The 14,961-nt window shown below is 53.7% G+C and carries 14 protein-coding genes; 8 read left to right on the top strand and 6 right to left on the bottom strand.

Annotated elements, in window-relative coordinates; translation table 11 throughout:
• Positions 1–6 precede the first annotated feature (6 nt).
• From M0651_RS14450 to M0651_RS14435, 4 genes are all read right to left on the bottom strand, one after another.
• Complete coding sequence (locus M0651_RS14450; RefSeq protein WP_248552452.1) at positions 7–879, bottom strand: YitT family protein; 873 nt, start codon at positions 877–879, stop codon at positions 7–9.
• Positions 880–990: 111 nt separating this feature from the next.
• A complete protein-coding gene (locus M0651_RS14445) occupies positions 991–2,211 on the bottom strand; it encodes a Ger(x)C family spore germination protein (RefSeq protein WP_248552451.1) in 1,221 nt (406 codons plus the stop codon).
• A gap of 4 nt (positions 2,212–2,215) precedes the next feature.
• Positions 2,216–3,757 carry a spore germination protein gene (locus tag M0651_RS14440; protein ID WP_248552450.1) on the bottom strand — a complete coding sequence of 514 codons (1,542 nt, stop codon included), beginning with the start codon at positions 3,755–3,757 and terminating at the stop codon, positions 2,216–2,218.
• A gap of 15 nt (positions 3,758–3,772) precedes the next feature.
• On the bottom strand, positions 3,773–4,897 hold the full coding sequence (locus tag M0651_RS14435; RefSeq protein ID WP_248552449.1) for a GerAB/ArcD/ProY family transporter: 1,125 nt from the start codon (positions 4,895–4,897) through the stop codon (positions 3,773–3,775).
• 146 nt (positions 4,898–5,043) lie between these two features.
• Here M0651_RS14435 and M0651_RS14430 point away from each other — a divergent pair, with 146 nt between their 5' ends.
• The 3 genes from M0651_RS14430 to M0651_RS14420 all read left to right on the top strand — a co-directional run bounded on the left by M0651_RS14430 (position 5,044) and on the right by M0651_RS14420 (position 7,167).
• Positions 5,044–5,325: an alpha/beta-type small acid-soluble spore protein gene (locus M0651_RS14430; RefSeq protein ID WP_248552448.1), complete on the top strand. Its 282-nt coding sequence runs from the start codon at positions 5,044–5,046 to the stop codon at positions 5,323–5,325.
• Positions 5,326–5,347: 22 nt separating this feature from the next.
• On the top strand, positions 5,348–6,289 hold the full coding sequence (gene glsA, locus M0651_RS14425; protein ID WP_248552447.1) for a glutaminase A: 942 nt from the start codon (positions 5,348–5,350) through the stop codon (positions 6,287–6,289).
• 113 nt (positions 6,290–6,402) lie between these two features.
• Positions 6,403–7,167, top strand: coding sequence for a MerR family transcriptional regulator (locus M0651_RS14420; protein ID WP_248552446.1), 765 nt, complete (start codon positions 6,403–6,405; stop codon positions 7,165–7,167).
• 59 nt (positions 7,168–7,226) lie between these two features.
• On the opposite strand, the gene M0651_RS14415 is transcribed toward M0651_RS14420, so the two are convergent.
• Entirely contained in the window at positions 7,227–8,456 is a 1,230-nt protein-coding gene (locus tag M0651_RS14415; protein ID WP_248552445.1) for an aminopeptidase, read from the bottom strand.
• Between the two features lie 190 nt (positions 8,457–8,646).
• On the opposite strand from M0651_RS14415, the gene M0651_RS14410 reads away from it, so the two are divergent.
• The 4 genes from M0651_RS14410 to M0651_RS14395 all read left to right on the top strand — a co-directional run bounded on the left by M0651_RS14410 (position 8,647) and on the right by M0651_RS14395 (position 13,135).
• Positions 8,647–9,795, top strand: a complete 1,149-nt coding sequence (locus tag M0651_RS14410) for an NAD-dependent epimerase/dehydratase family protein (RefSeq protein WP_248552444.1) — start codon at positions 8,647–8,649, stop codon at positions 9,793–9,795.
• A gap of 18 nt (positions 9,796–9,813) precedes the next feature.
• On the top strand, positions 9,814–10,989 hold the full coding sequence (locus M0651_RS14405; RefSeq protein ID WP_248552443.1) for a glycosyltransferase family 4 protein: 1,176 nt from the start codon (positions 9,814–9,816) through the stop codon (positions 10,987–10,989).
• Between the two features lie 256 nt (positions 10,990–11,245).
• Positions 11,246–12,796 (top strand): acetate--CoA ligase, encoded by a 1,551-nt coding sequence (locus tag M0651_RS14400; protein ID WP_372490964.1) that lies wholly within the window; start codon positions 11,246–11,248, stop codon positions 12,794–12,796.
• A 69-nt stretch (positions 12,797–12,865) separates the two neighbouring features.
• Complete coding sequence (locus M0651_RS14395) at positions 12,866–13,135, top strand: hypothetical protein (RefSeq protein ID WP_248552441.1); 270 nt, start codon at positions 12,866–12,868, stop codon at positions 13,133–13,135.
• Positions 13,136–13,223: 88 nt separating this feature from the next.
• Here M0651_RS14395 and M0651_RS14390 read toward each other — a convergent pair whose 3' ends face one another.
• The gene (locus tag M0651_RS14390; protein WP_248552440.1) at positions 13,224–13,673 is read right to left on the bottom strand and encodes a MarR family winged helix-turn-helix transcriptional regulator; all 450 of its coding nucleotides are present in this window, start codon (positions 13,671–13,673) and stop codon (positions 13,224–13,226) included.
• A gap of 166 nt (positions 13,674–13,839) precedes the next feature.
• On the opposite strand from M0651_RS14390, the gene M0651_RS14385 reads away from it, so the two are divergent.
• The gene (locus M0651_RS14385; protein ID WP_248552439.1) at positions 13,840–14,421 is read left to right on the top strand and encodes a spore coat protein; all 582 of its coding nucleotides are present in this window, start codon (positions 13,840–13,842) and stop codon (positions 14,419–14,421) included.
• The last annotated feature ends 540 nt before the right edge of the window (positions 14,422–14,961 follow it).

The raw sequence follows: 14,961 nt of genomic DNA, 5'->3' as shown, positions 1-14,961 counted from the left end.
AAAAGTCTATTTGACCGGTCTGGCAAACCGTCCGAGGATTTCGATGGATTGGACCACATTCATGAACGCGTGAGGATCGGTGTCGACCACCGCTTTTCGAACGGCCGCCAGCTCGTACCGGGTCGTTACGGTCATCAGCGTATAGTTCTGCTCTTCGCGGTAACCGCCTTCGGAATGAAGGCAGGTGATGCCGTGATGCAGCTTGCGCAGCTGGCAGAGCACCTCATCTTTGCGCTTCGTGATGATAAAGCAGGTCACCTTGATATGCCCGACGTGGATCATGTCCACGACTTTGCCTTTCACGAAGGTAGATAACATCGAATACAGGGCCAGATCCCAGCTTTGAAAAAAGCCGAGGGCCAAAATGACGAGCCCGTTAAGCAGAAAGAGGATGTTCCCCATGGGGACGTCCCTTTTTCGCGTTACGATGGACCCGAGAATATCGAAACCGCCGGTCGAGCCGCCTACGCGAAGCGAAAATCCGATGCCCGCCGCCGAGATGATCCCGCCGAACACCGCGGCAAGAATCGGATCATGCGTGACCTGTACCTCCGGGATGATCGAGATAAACCAGGTGGTGCTAACGACGGAGACGCAGCTGAGCACAATATAACGCCGGCCTACGGCTTTCCATCCCCATAAAATCAACGGAACGTTTAACAGAAAGTAGACGATCGAGATGTTCCATCCGGTCAAATAACTGATGATGGAAGCGACGCCGGTTACGCCGCCGGACAGCAACTTGTGCGGAATCAGGAACAAGTCGAGCCCTGCAGCGACAAGCAAGGCCGAAAGCAGGATGACTCCAACCTCCTGCGCGGGTTTTAGGGATGCCCGAAGCGGTTTTTCGATTATCGGGCGGTACTGGTCCAAATTCATGTCGATGCCTTCCTTACGATCATTGTTATAAAATATTGTTATCGGCTTAAATTATCTTTTTTATCAGTCTGTTGGACTATGACATTTATCAACCTCTAGACAAACAATCGTTTATTCCTCCAAAAGTTTTTGATAAGATTGGTTGATCAATCCCACGCGTTCAACCGTTACCTCAACGGAAGGTTGGAATTCGATTCCGGCAAAAGCTACGGCCCAGTCCTCTTTAATTTCTTGCCAATCCCGCGGGTATTTGCGATGGAATAGATCGGCGAATCCCACGACATCCGTCCGCAAGCCGTGTATGGCATGCCATCCCTCTAGTACGATGCGCAGCAATTCGTCTCCGACACCCTGCTCCAACTCCCGTACTACCTTTGGATCGATCGCATCGAGTTGGGAACCGGTATCCGTGATCATGCCTTTCGCTTTGATGTTTGCGGTCACGATGATTCGCCCCTCTTTTCGTTTCATCTTTAGCCGGGTAGTGGTGTCGGAGACCTCAAACGTGGATTTTGCCTTGTCTCCCTCCTTGCCTCCGCTAAATTCGAAGGAAATGACGGCCCTGTTCACGCGATTGCGGATAAAGGCGATTCCAAGCGCCTCTTTTTGGTTTAGCCATCCGACCAGCTTTCCTTTATTGAGAATGGCCAAACCGCCCAACTTTAGTTTTGAAGCCGTCGTTGTGTTTTCGAGCGCCTTGGTCGAACCTGGCTCGCCTTTACCGGAGATCCTCAGTTCCGGGATTACGGCGCATTTGGACGCACCTGCCGATTCCGTAGCCAAATCGAACATATTGACTTTAGGCAGGATGGACGTATTTTGGGTTTCTTTTTCAATCAATTTGTGAATGCCCTCGCCGGTGTTTTTTTCAAGATACATCAATTGGGACACGACGATCCGGGGATTATTTTTGGTCACGAACAGACTGACGGTTTCCCGGGCTTGAGGATTCCGTAAATAGGTGTCAATCAGCGAGTTCAGCCCATATTTAGCGGCCGCATCGCCGATCACAAATACGCGGTTATTCCCGATATGCAGTTGGCGCGTGTTCTCCAGTTCATTGTTAGCAAATGCCTTCCGCAACGTGTCTCCTTGAATCGAAAGCACGCTGATAGGCGGACCGGAGCTTGCGTTCCCCCCTGACGTGCCTGAAGCAGAAGCTGCCGGAGTGACGAGCTGGTAGGTCAGCTCCCATTGGTTATCTTTTCTATCGACTCCGGTCGCCGATACGATCGCTAAATCCGTCAGTTCTTTCCGGCTCCAGCATCCGCAAAGGCAGATGCAAATCATAAACGCAAAAATCGGTTTCATCCTTTGGGGCGATAAAAGCATGATTTCACTCCTTTCCAGGATTTGGCTGGGGCGGTTGGGGTTTAAGAGTTTTCTTTTGCCGTATTCGGTTCTTACCCGCAATGCCGTCGGGACGGGTACGCATGCTCCATAAAGGAAAACGAATGAATACGTCCTTCAGGTTCGACCAAATGAGCGGAGCAACCGGCATGAGGTACGGCACGCCAAATGAGCGCAAGGAGGCAAGATGTATGCAAAGCAGCATCAACCCCACCATAACGCCGTATAGTCCCAAGGTTCCTCCAAGCAACATCATCGTGAAACGGATAAGTCCTACCGTGACCGACAAGTTGGGAGACGGGATCACGAAATTCGAAATAGCCGTAAAAGACACGATGATGACCATAGCGGCGGAGATCAGGCCGGCTTCCACAGCCGCTTGCCCCAGTACGAGCGCCCCCACGATCGATATAGCGGAGCCGATGGCTTTTGGCATGCGAACACCGGCCTCCCTTAAGACTTCGAACGTAATTTCCATCAAGAAGGCTTCGATCAAAGCAGGGAGGGGAACGCCCTCCCGCTGGGCGACTAAACTAACCAGCAAAGTCGTGGGGAGCATTTCCTGGTGATACGTTGTCACGGCGATATACAATGAGGGCAGCAGCAAGGAGATGAAAAAAGCGCCGAAGCGGAGCAAACGCAGGAACGAAGCGATGTAAAACCGCTGATAATAATCCTCGCTGGATTCAAAAAAAGCAAAGAAGGTGACGGGGGCGAGCAGCACAAACGGGGAGCCGTCGACAACAATAGCGATTTGTCCTTCCAGCAAGCCGGCGGTTACAGCGTCAGGACGTTCCGTGTTGAACATCGTAGGAAAAGGGCTTAACGCGGCATCCCCGATCAATTCCTCGATATATCCCCCCTCCAGGATACCGTCAATTTGAATACGGTCAAGGCGACGTTGAATTTCATGGACAACGGAGTCATCAGCAATACCCTCTAGATACAAGACGGATACGCTGGTTTGGGTTTGCTCTCCGATGATTTTGTTCTGGATACGGAGATTCGGGGATTTGAGCCTGCGGCTGATCATGGACGTATTGGTGCGCAGACTTTCTGTAAATGCCTCCTTTGGACCGCGGATCACATTTTGCGTCGTTGGCTCCGCGATGCTTCTCCATTCGCCGCCGGACGTACCGGAAGCGACGGCTTGACGATACCCCTGCGCGAGAATGACGGTATCCCCCTGCATAATTTGCTGCCACAGCGATTCCATATCTTCAACGATGACGGTCGGCCCCGCGGCGGAAGCGCAGTTTTGAATTGCGGCGAAGCGTTCTGCCGAATCCCCGTCATGGACGGAAAGGACGGACATGAGCGGGCGAAGGAGCGATTCATTGATAGAGGTTAGGTCGACAAGCCCTTCAATATACACAAGCGCGTATTCCATTTGATTAACAGTAGGAACGTGAAAAGATCGGATCACCATATCCGAACGTTTGTCTGCGGCGGCTCGCAGGCTGGCCAGATTATCTTCCAGATGCAATGATAATGGTTGAGGCATCTTCTCCCTATGCTTTTGACCCACGGCTTTTTCTCCTTTCTATTCGTTTGAAGGGGCGTCTAACTGGCGTTTTTCCTTTTTGCGCTTGAATCCATGGTTAATGACCATAACCAGCAGCAGGATGATGGGCAAAACGATCTGAAAAATCGGAAAATGAAATTTAAGATTATGTTCAAAGCCAAGCTGGATTTGCTCCATATAACTTTTGAACATTTTGGCTCCGACAAAGATGACGGCACCAACGGGAACGACCACAATATGCCGAGTTACTTTAAACAACTCTGCCGCCGCCAGGACCGCCGCCAAATAATAGGTCGCCTGTTTGAAGAAAACGCCTCCGAAGAGCAACAAACTGACGAATGGGTCCATCCGTTCCAGAAACCCGCCGATTTCGATCAAGCTGGTCCCAAACATGAACGGGATGACATAAGCTCCCGACAAATCACCGAGGACGGCGATGATCAGCATGTTGGTGAGGACAATAAAGAGGCCGGAGAAGGTATAGGGAATCAGGGTGAACTTTTTGATATCGCTAAACCGGACGACATGTTTCCAGAATATAAGAAATACGATCATCTCTCCGAAAGGAAAAGAAATGACCTCCGGGACGGCGGCCTTCCATACCGGTATCCATCCTCGTTCGAATAGAGGCAGCAGTTTCTTGAGATCAACAAGACCGGAAATCAACATAAGGCCGAACAAGAGGATGTAGATCAACAGCAGCCAAGGGAGCATTAATTGTCCTACCCGAAAAAACACTTCGATCCCTTGGATGATGGCGTAAGCCCCTACAGCCAACAGTACGATCATCACGATGTCCAGCGGGGTTCCAGGAAGAAGGTACAGAATCACCAGATCCCCGAACTCCCTCACATTACGTACCGATTTGTAAATGAAATATCCGATGTAAGCCAAACCTACGATAAAACCCAGATATTTGCCGAAATAGCGGGTTAGCATTTCCATCAAGTCCGAATGCGGGGCTCGGCTCTGAATCGGTATCGTGACGAATAACAGCATGCCCATGCCAAGGACCATCGCTATGGCGACGGAGATCCAAGCGTCATGTTTGGCTTCGCTGGCCAGCAAAAATAAAGAGGAACTGCCGATTTGAAACAAGATGACGATCGAAGCCAGTTGGCCTGCGCTGATTTTTTCGTGCAAGATGACTCCTCCTCCTACGCATTCCAAAAACAATGATCCTACTATTACCATATTCCGCTAAATTTATGAAGCTGGGTTTACCGGATTGACGGTCGACAATCCGGGCATCTTATTGGATAATTCTCACTTGAAAGCGAGGGATATCCATGGTACAACCAAAAGGGAACGGCCGCCAAGAGACGGATCCGGCGCTGCGCCTAAGCCGGTTTAAGGCGGAAGTCATGATGCGTGAGGGGTACAACGTCAATCCGGAGCGGCCGGATGACGTGAAATATGAAGTGGCTCAATCGTTAGGCGTGACGCTGCGGGAAGGCGATAACGGCGAGTTGACGACGGCGAAAGCCGGCAAGGTCGGCGGCGCGATCGGCGGATCGATGGTCAAGGAAATGATCCGTTTGGCGAAGCAGCGCTTAAACGATCAGCCATAAATAAACCATACGGAGGTTTGCCATGGTCGTGAACGAGTGGGATCAACTGAAGCTCCATCTTCAAGAGTGGGTGGAGGAATGCCGGCCAATAAGCGCTGCAGGCAAGGTAGCGGAGTACATTCCGGAGCTATCGAAGGCGAGGCAGGATATGCTCGGAATCCATCTTCGGGATCCCCGGGGGCAATCGATTTCCTCCGGCGAAGCCCGGACGGGTTTTACGATGCAGAGCATTTCGAAGGTGTTTACGTTGATCCTTGCGCTCATGGACCATGGGGAATCCGCCGTATTCTCCAAAGTGGGGATGGAACCGACCGGTGATCAGTTCAACTCGATCATGAAGCTGGAGCTGGCGCAGCCGGCGATTCCGTTTAATCCATTGATCAACGCCGGCGCGATCGTGGTCTCCTCGATGATCAAGGGGGAGAATGCGGAGGCGAAATCGGCGCGAATTTTATCCTTTTTTCGTGAGTTGGCCGGAAACCCCGGTTTGGATTACGATTTGCAGGTTTACCGCTCGGAGTCAGAGACGGGGCATTTGAACCGATCGATGGCTTATTTTTTGCTGGATAAAGGAATCTTGGGCTGCGGCGTGGAGGAAGTGCTGGACATCTACTTCCGCCACTGCTCGATTCAAGTCTGCTGCGAGGATCTGGCGCGGATGGCGTTGGTGCTGGCATTCGACGGAACCGATCCCACGACCGGCAAAACGCTGATTCCGCGGCGGTATGTACAAATTGCCAAAACATTCATGGTCACCTGCGGGATGTACAACGGGTCGGGCGAGTTCGCCATCGGCGCGGGGCTGCCGGCTAAAAGCGGCGTGTCCGGCGGGATCTTGACGCTGGTGCCCGGACGATACGGCATTGGCGTCGTAGGGCCTGCACTAAACCCCAAAGGCAACAGCATCGCCGGGGTCCAGTTGATCGAGCGGTTGTCGCGAACCTTTGATTGGAGCTTATTTTAATTAAGAAATGGGGTTGCCGCACGTCCGAGCGGGGCCTTAAAATGTTTTAAAAAAAAGATTTGACCTTCACGTTACGTCAACGTTTATCATGAGTGTTGTCAGGAGGTGAGCGTGTGGAATACACCATTCAGAAACTGGGTAACCTCGCCGGGGTAAGCACCCGAACGCTGCGTTATTACGATGAGATCGGCCTTCTGAAGCCGGCAAGAACGAGCTCGTCAGGGTATCGGATTTACGGTCAGCGGGAAGTCGATCTGCTGCAGCAGATCTTGTTCTATCGGGAGCTTGGCCTAAGCCTGGAGGACATCCGGTCCATCGTGACCGATCCCGGATTCGACGGTGCCCGTGCGCTGAGGGAACACCGGAATCAGCTCCTGGACAAACGCAAGCAATTGGACGCGCTAATCGCCAATGTGGAAAAAACGATGGCGTCGCAGGAAGGGAGAATCACGATGAGCGATCGAGAAAAATTCGAAGGCTTCAAACGACAGATGATCGAGGAGAACGAGCAAAAATATGGCCGGGAGATCCGCGAAAAATACGGGGAAGACACGGTAGAGAAATCCAATCGGAAACTGATGAACATGACCGAAGAGGAATACGAGAAGGTAACGCAGCTGGCGAACGAGGTGAATGCCACGCTGGCCGAGGCCTTCAAGACGGGCGATCCCGCCGGTGAACTCGCCCAGAAAGCCGCCGATTTGCATAAGCAGTGGCTGACGTTCTACTGGAGCGAGTACAGCAAGGACGCCCATGCCGGGGTGGCGCAAATGTACGTCGACGATGAGCGTTTCAAGGCTTATTACGATAAGGACCAGCCAGGGACGGCCGAGTTCTTGCGGGATGCGGTTCATATTTATACCGGGATGAAATCGTAATAAAAGCTCTCCTTTCCGCTTGGCGGGGAGGAGAGCTTTTGCGTTGAGGAGGGCGTGGCTTACGCCCAGTTCCCCTGGCGGAATACCGGCTCGATCGTGCCGTCGGGCAGCTCGCCGTCGATATCGAGCTCCGCGGAACCGATCATGAAGTCGACATGCGTCAGGCTGACGTTGGCGCCCCTAGCCAGCAACTCTTCTTTGCTCAGCTTGGCGCCGCCTTCGATATTGACCGGATAAGCGCTGCCCAAAGCAAAGTGGCAGGAGGCATTCTCGTCGATTCCGGTATTGTAGAAGATCCGGTTCAACCGCGATATCGGCGAGTCATGCGGCACCAGGGCGATTTCGCCTAGATGTGTCGCTCCTTCGTCCGTGCTAAGCAGGTTCTCCATATGCTCCCGGCCGGATTTCGCGTCATAACTGACCACTTTGCCGTCCTTAAACGTCAGCGTCAGGCCTTCGACGAGCTGGCCGTTCAGATTGAGCGGCATCGTGCTGGCTACGGTGCCGTTTACGCCGTTACGGTGCGGTATCGAATAAATCTCTTCGGTTGGCATATTGGCAACGAAATAGTCGCCGGCCGCATTGTTATCTCCGCCGCCCAGCCACAAATAGCCTTCAGGCAGCTCCACCAGAAGGTCGGTGCCCGGAGCGCGGTAATGCAGCTTTTTGTACCGCTTGGCATTCATCTGTTCCTGTTTTTCCTTCAACTGCCCGATATGCTCACGCCAGGCGGCAATCGGATCCTCGCGGTCAACGCGGTTCATTTGGAATACCGCCTCCCACATGGCCGGGATGCGCTGCGCTTCGGGCAAATCAGCAAACACTTTGTCGGCCCAAGCCTTCGTTGGCGCTTTGATCAGCGACCAGGTGATCCGGTTGTTGCGCGTTTGGGCGGAATGCTTTTCGCGCGCCCTGGCCGCCGCCCTGACCGCGGTGGATACTTTGGAGGAAGGTATGCCTCGGAACAGCTCCGGATCCGGCACTTTGATCCGAAGGATCGCGCCGCCTTCCTCCCCGAACTGCTCGGCCATGTCGGCGAGCCACTGCGGATAATAGGACAAGGATTCGTCCGACGCGCGCTCGTAGCGGATGCGGGTCGTTTGCTCGTCCTCCCAGTCGACGTGGACGTATTTGGCTCCTGCGTCATAGGCTTTGGCTACCAGCATCCGTGCAAAGTCCACGGTTTCCAGCGGCGCCGTCAGCATCAGGTTTTGGCCGGGCTGGATGTTGACGCCGACCCGGATGACCAATTCGGCGTATTTTTCAAGAAGTACCTCGAAAGCTTCCATCGTTGTGACTCCTCTCGTATTTTCGTTTTTTCCTATGTACAAACAACCCTTATTGTAGCACGAACGGGCGGGGAGTGAAAAAGCGTCGGCGGACGTTCTCCGTAAAGTTCCGTTCAGTTTATGCCTCCTTAATATTCGGGTGTTATGTTTAACCTATATTTTCATGACGCCATGGAGGAGGTCGATTTCGATGCGCTTGATCGTAGCGGGCGGCGATGGTTTTTGCGGGTGGCCGACGGCGCTGTATTTATCCAAAAGGGGACATGAGGTTGCCATCATTGATAATTTGGCTAGACGCAAGTGGGACGACGAGCTGCGCTCCAATTCCTTGACCCCGATCGCCTCGCTGGAAGAGCGAGTGGAACGCTGGAAAGAGCTGACAGGACGTACGATCCGCGTATTTCTCGGCGATTTGAACCATTACGACTTTTTGGGCGAGGTGATGCGCCAGGTACGTCCGGATGCCTTCGTTCATTTTGCAGAGCAGCGCTCCGCTCCTTACTCGATGCTCGACCGCGAACATGCGGTGTACACCCAAGCCAACAATGTCATCGGAACGTTAAACGTCGGATATGCGATCCGCGAGTTTGCTCCCGATTGCCATTTGATCAAGCTGGGGACGATGGGGGAATACGGAACTCCGAATATCGACATTGAAGAAGGCTACCTCGAAATCGAACATAACGGCCGGAAAGACGTGCTTCCATATCCGAAGCAGCCGGGGTCGTTTTATCACCTGTCGAAGGTTCATGACAGCCATAACCTGATGTTCATGTGCCGGATTTGGGGCATTCGGGTGACGGATTTGAATCAGGGCGTGGTTTACGGGCTGCATACGGAGGAAACGCAGCTGGATCCGCTTTTGGTCAACCGGTTTGATTATGACGGCGTGTTCGGGACGGCGCTCAACCGTTTTCTGATCCAGGCCGCGATCGGGCATGATTTGACGGTTTACGGCAGCGGCGGGCAAACCCGGGGGTTCCTGAACCTCACGGATACGGTGCGATGCATCGAGATCTCGGCAAATCACCCGGCCGATCGCGGGGAATTCCGCGTGTTCAACCAGTTTACGGAGGAATTCTCCGTGCTGGAGCTGGCCGAGAAGGTGAAGCGAGTGGCCGAGCGGGAAGGGATTCCCGTGAGCATCGCCCATTTGGAAAATCCGCGGATCGAAAAAGAGACCCACTATTACCATGCCAAAAACACCAAGCTGCAGCAGTTGGGCCTTACGCCGAATCTGCTCACCGACGAGGTGTTGCTGGACATCTTCCGCACGGCCGTTCAGCATAAAGACCGCGTGGTGAAGGACAACGTGTTGCCCGGCGTGAAATGGGGATAACAAGGAGGCGGGTCGTCCATGAAAATCGCGATCGTGACCGAGACGTTTTTTCCGTCGACGAACGGGGTCGTTACTCGGCTAACGCACAGTATCCGCTGGCTGACGAAGCAGGGGCATGAGGTGATCGTCATTGCGCCCGATCAGGGGGTTGGGGCTTACGCGGGCGCGCAAATCTACGGGATTCCCTCGTTTCGTTTCTTCCTGTATCCGAATCTTCCGCTTTCGTTGCCCGGCCGGAGGGTAGGCAAGCTGCTGCGCGCGTTCTCGCCGGATGTGGTGCATGTGGTGAATCCGGCGATGCTGGGTGCCGCCGGAGTCTGGTTTGGGCGGCGGTATCCGCTAGTTGCTTCCTATCATACCCACGTTCCGCAATACGCCGATTACTATAAGCTGCCTTGGCTAAAGCCGGCGCTTTGGAGTTACCTGCGTTTGCTGCACAACCGCGCGGACCTGAATCTCTGCACGTCGGAAGCCGTGCGGGGCGAGCTTGTGGCGCGTCGGTTTCGGAACGTGCGGCTGTGGAAGCGGGGCGTCGATCCGGAGCTGTTCGGCCCGCATCGACGCAGCGAAGCCATGCGCCTCCGGCTGTCGGGCGGGGAGCCGGAGAAGCGGCTCCTGCTGTACGTCGGCCGGCTGGCGGCGGAGAAGGAGATCGAGCGGCTGCGCGATCTCCTGGCCGCTTCCAGCGGGTTCCGGCTGGCCGTCGTCGGAGACGGCCCGCACCGCGCTGCGCTGGAAGCTTATTTCGCCGGTACGGGCACGGTGTTTACCGGCTTCCTGCACGGGGCGGAGCTCGCGGAGGCGTATGCCTCGAGCGACGTGTTTGCGTTTCCGTCGGCCACGGAAACGCTGGGGCTGGTGCTGCTGGAGGCGATGGCCTCGGGCTTGCCCGTGATCGCCGCCGCCAGCGCGCCTACCCGGGAGCAGGTCGCCGAAGGGACGACCGGCTTTCTGTACGAGCCCGGCGCGGCGGACGGGCTCGTGCGGGCCGCGCAGCCGCTGCAGGACGGCGAGCGGCTGCGCCGGATGGGCGCCGCGGCCCGGTCGGAAGCGAGCGGGCTTGGCTGGGACGAACCCAGCCGCCAGCTGCTGGAGCTCTACCGCCAAGCCGTGTTGGATCGCGAGCAGCGGCGTGCAGGGACGCTAAAGCGCAGACGGATCGAGGAAGCCGCCAACAAAACGAACAGCCAATAAGCGTGCCGAGCGATGTACTAGGGCTTAGCAAAAACCTGCAACTTCGCGGGTTTTTTGTTTTTTTGCCCTGCAATCGATTGTCGATTTATTGGCACACTTGGGTTTGGCTAAATTTAGCACCTGGTACTATTACGTGCTATAATGAGTCCAATAGTTTATATAAAAGAACTCGATAACCGAGTTCCGAAGGGGATAGGATAAATTGAAACCATATGAGCAATGGATCGCTCCCGAATATTACAATGTGACCTCGGAGATGGAACGGCATGATCCCGGTAAAATCGCGCTGAAGTGGCTTAGCGAACAGGGAGAATACGAGGAGATTACTTACGGGAAGCTGCTGGCCATGGCGAATCGGTTGGCCGGCGGCTTAAGTGGCTTGGGGTTGCGCCCGGGCGATCGCGTACTGGTGATGATGCCCCGGCATATTATGGCTTATGCGATCTATCTGGCTTGCTTGAAGCAGGGACTGACGATCATTCCGTCATCGGAAATGCTGCGTGCCAAGGATTTGGCTTACCGGCTGCGGCATTCCGAGGCACGCGCCGTCGTCGTATGGCATGGCGTGACGGCGGAGGTTGAAAAAATCGGCGATGACCTGCCTGCGTTGGCCTTCCGTTTGCTGGTTGGATCGGACGCAGCGGAAATGTCGTCCATCCCTAAAGGCTGGACTCCGATCGAATCGCTGATGGACGGGCAGCCGGAGGTATTTGAAGCCGTCAAGACGCACCGCGACGATCTAGCCGTGTTGGCGTACACCTCCGGGACGACCGGGAATCCAAAAGGCGTTATGCATAGTCACGGCTGGGGATATGCCCATTTGCGCATCACCCGCTCATGGCTGGATATCCGGGAGAACGACATCGTTTGGGCTACGGCAGCGCCGGGCTGGCAGAAGTGGATCTGGAGCCCGTTTCTGTCGGTTCTGGGCAATGGCGTGACCGGATTCGTGTACCATGGTTCTTTTCGGGCCGGGCGGTATTTGGAGCTGATCCAGCAACACGGCATTCAGGTGCTGTGCTGCACGCCGACGGAGTATCGGATCATGTCCAAGACCGACGGGCTCGAGGGATACGATTTGTCCGGATTACGCAGTGCCGTCTCCGCGGGTGAACCGTTAAACCAGGAAGTGATCCGCAAGTTCCAAAGCGTATTCGATATCACGATCCGTGATGGTTACGGGCAAACGGAAAGCACCCTGTTGATTGGAAACCTGAAGGACACCCCGCTGCGGCTTGGCTCGATGGGCAAGGCCATTTCACCTGGCGTGGCGGAAATCGTCGACGAAGAAGGCTTGCCGCTGCCGGCCGGAGTCGTGGGGAACATTGCGGTGCATGTCGATATGCCTGCCTTATTTAAATCCTATTATTTGGACCCCGAGCGGAAGGCGCAAAATGTCTGCGGCTCTTATTTCATGACCGGGGATCGGGCTCATAAAGACGAGGAAGGGTATTTCTGGTACGAGGGACGCGGAGACGATATCATTATCAGCTCCGGCTATACGATCGGGCCGTTCGAAGTGGAAGAAGCCTTGATGAAACACGAGGCCGTCAAGGAATGCGCGGCGGTCGCGAGCCCGGACGAGCTGCGCGGCCATATCGTCAAAGCGTTCGTGGTGTTGAAGGAAGGCATCGAGGGAAACGCCGATTTGATCAAAGAGCTGCAAGCGCATGTCAAAACCTGGACCGCCCCTTACAAATATCCGCGTCAAATCGAATTTATCGACGATTTGCCGAAAACCAACACGGGCAAAATCCGCCGGGTCGAGCTGCGGGAGCGGGAAGAGCAGGCGTTCCGGCGCGGATGATGCGGCCTTGTGCATGATTTCAGCTTTATTTTCGCATCCTAACCTCATCATCGCTTGAGGAGGCTGAACATGGAAAATCCGTTTTCCAGCATGCAATCGCAAAATCCGATTTCACTCGCACAGCAGTCGGTCAAAAAAGCGCATCGCGCGGTAACCCAAGCTCAATCGCATCCTAGCGACGAAACGGTGGAAGGTGCCCGCAACGCCATCGAAAAAGCGGAACACGCCATCGCCCAAGCCGACGGCCGGATGAATACCGAGCCGATGGAACGGGCTAAAGAGGATTTGGCCGAAGACCAGGCAGCTTTGGCGGAAGCGGAGAATCAACTGAAATCTTGAATATCTGGCGGATGGTGAAAAAGCCGGCAGCGATCTCACAATAACATGGGGTCGCTGACCGGCTTATTTGGTTTCAATTTATGAAGGGTTAAACGGAAATCGGAGCGCAGCATTTGCTGGATTTGGCCATCGCTTCATTAAACAGCTTGACGGAACGGAGGACGGTCTCTTTTTCAAATTCGCTCATAAAGGAAAAGACTTCCTCTAAATATTCGTTCATCTGCGTATCGATGGTCGTGGCAACGTATTTGCCTTCGGTGGTCAGCGATAAGGTTTGTACCCGGCGGTCGTCGGGATCGGTCGTTTTCTCAACCAGGTTCAGCTTCATCAGCGACTGGATTTGCCGGCTGAACGTCGTAATATCGGTCCCCAGGGTGTCGGCGATCTGCTGCATGGACGGTTTATGGCGGCGGTCGATCTCATATAAGATATGATTTTGAACCAGAGAAATGTCGCAGCCGCCAACGGTGCAGCAGTTCCTGTTTAACAGCCCGAAACGGCGGGTCATGATTTGAAACAACTCACGTGGATTCTCCATAATGAACTCACCTCTTGTTTCTTTTATATCATCAATTGTTTGCAAGATGCAAGTTTTGTGTGGTTTCCATCAAATGGTGGAGGATAAGGGGGACCGGGTAAGTTCAATACTACGTTGGTATCCACTGCAGGATATCCATATATCCATATCAATGAAAGGATTGACGATGATGAGAAATTGGGGAGCCCATGAGTTTCTGGAAACAAACGAATTGCTTCGAAAATTAACGGCGGATATCGAGCTTCATGCGCTGTTTGCCGGAATGACGAACGACCAAGCGTTACGAACGATTTTACAGCGCCATATTCAAATGATGGATGGAGCTTATCATCAAGTGATCCGTCTCATGCAGTTTAAAGGGATGGACGTGTCCAAAACCACGGCTGCACACCGTCTCAACCTCCAACAAACGCCTCATGTCGGCTTTCAACAACCGCAATCGATTCCGGCTCCGTCCGTGAATGTCCAGCAGTTAAGCGACATGACCATATCGACGATTCTTTTGAATTCCCATAAAGCAGGCTCGGCGATCGGAATGTTATGGGCAGCCGAATGCGTGGATCCGGACGTGCGTTCGCTTCATGTGATGTGCGCTAATAACTGTCAACAGATGGCCTATGAAATGTTTCAATTCATGAACGAACGCGGATATTATGAAGTTCCGGCGATGCCGCAAGCGGACGTCTCCCGGATGGCTTCGCTTTATCAATACGTCTCTCCGGCGGGGTACATGAGTTCTCCGCTATAATCAAAATGCAGGTGACCTCCTACAAATGGCCCTTTCGAGGGCTATTTGTATTATGGGGTCGCGCCCGTCTTGGAAAAACTTACGACTTGAACCGAGCCTAGCCGATAGGTTAAACTGATTCTCCTGCCGGTTAAACGGTAGGCGGCGGAAGTGGTAAGATTTGCTACTTGCACGCAAGATTGAAAGAGTGATATATTAATTGTCCGGCCCACGGTGGTCATCGAAAGATGATTGCTTCGAATAGGGCGGAGGATGCGTAAACAAGTAAAGCGAGAAGGAAGAAATGGAAAAACTTACGCCTTGATGTGAGCGTTGTTCCTATGTTATATTAAATGTCCTGCCGGATAAACGGTAGGCGGTAAGCGAAATGGCAGGATTTACTTCTTGTAACGAAGCTTGCTGAAATGATATATTAGTCTTCCGGCGCTTGAATGGCCGGCAGCAAACGAAGTTGATCTTTGAAAACTGAACAACGAGTGAGTAATAACTGAGATTTTAAATCTCGTCAGTTTGTTTTAAATGAGCAAGTCAAACACCTTG

This window comes from Paenibacillus mellifer (genome assembly GCF_023195895.1).
Lineage (GTDB): Bacteria > Bacillota > Bacilli > Paenibacillales > Paenibacillaceae > Fontibacillus > Fontibacillus mellifer.
The sequence above is the reverse complement of the archived record's forward strand: the minus strand, read 5'-3'. Positions and strand labels throughout refer to the sequence as shown.

Coding starts and splice junctions, on each gene's coding strand:
- M0651_RS14385 (WP_248552439.1), top strand. CDS start 13,840: ATGATGAGAAATTGGGGAGCCCATGAGTTTCTGGAAACAAACGAATTG.
- M0651_RS14405 (WP_248552443.1), top strand. CDS start 9,814: ATGAAAATCGCGATCGTGACCGAGACGTTTTTTCCGTCGACGAACGGG.
- M0651_RS14430 (WP_248552448.1), top strand. CDS start 5,044: ATGGTACAACCAAAAGGGAACGGCCGCCAAGAGACGGATCCGGCGCTG.
- M0651_RS14395 (WP_248552441.1), top strand. CDS start 12,866: ATGGAAAATCCGTTTTCCAGCATGCAATCGCAAAATCCGATTTCACTC.
- M0651_RS14410 (WP_248552444.1), top strand. CDS start 8,647: ATGCGCTTGATCGTAGCGGGCGGCGATGGTTTTTGCGGGTGGCCGACG.
- M0651_RS14445 (WP_248552451.1), bottom strand. CDS start 2,211: ATGCTTTTATCGCCCCAAAGGATGAAACCGATTTTTGCGTTTATGATT.
- M0651_RS14400 (WP_372490964.1), top strand. CDS start 11,246: ATGGAACGGCATGATCCCGGTAAAATCGCGCTGAAGTGGCTTAGCGAA.
- M0651_RS14415 (WP_248552445.1), bottom strand. CDS start 8,456: ATGGAAGCTTTCGAGGTACTTCTTGAAAAATACGCCGAATTGGTCATC.
- glsA (WP_248552447.1), top strand. CDS start 5,348: ATGGTCGTGAACGAGTGGGATCAACTGAAGCTCCATCTTCAAGAGTGG.
- M0651_RS14390 (WP_248552440.1), bottom strand. CDS start 13,673: ATGGAGAATCCACGTGAGTTGTTTCAAATCATGACCCGCCGTTTCGGG.
- M0651_RS14450 (WP_248552452.1), bottom strand. CDS start 879: ATGAATTTGGACCAGTACCGCCCGATAATCGAAAAACCGCTTCGGGCA.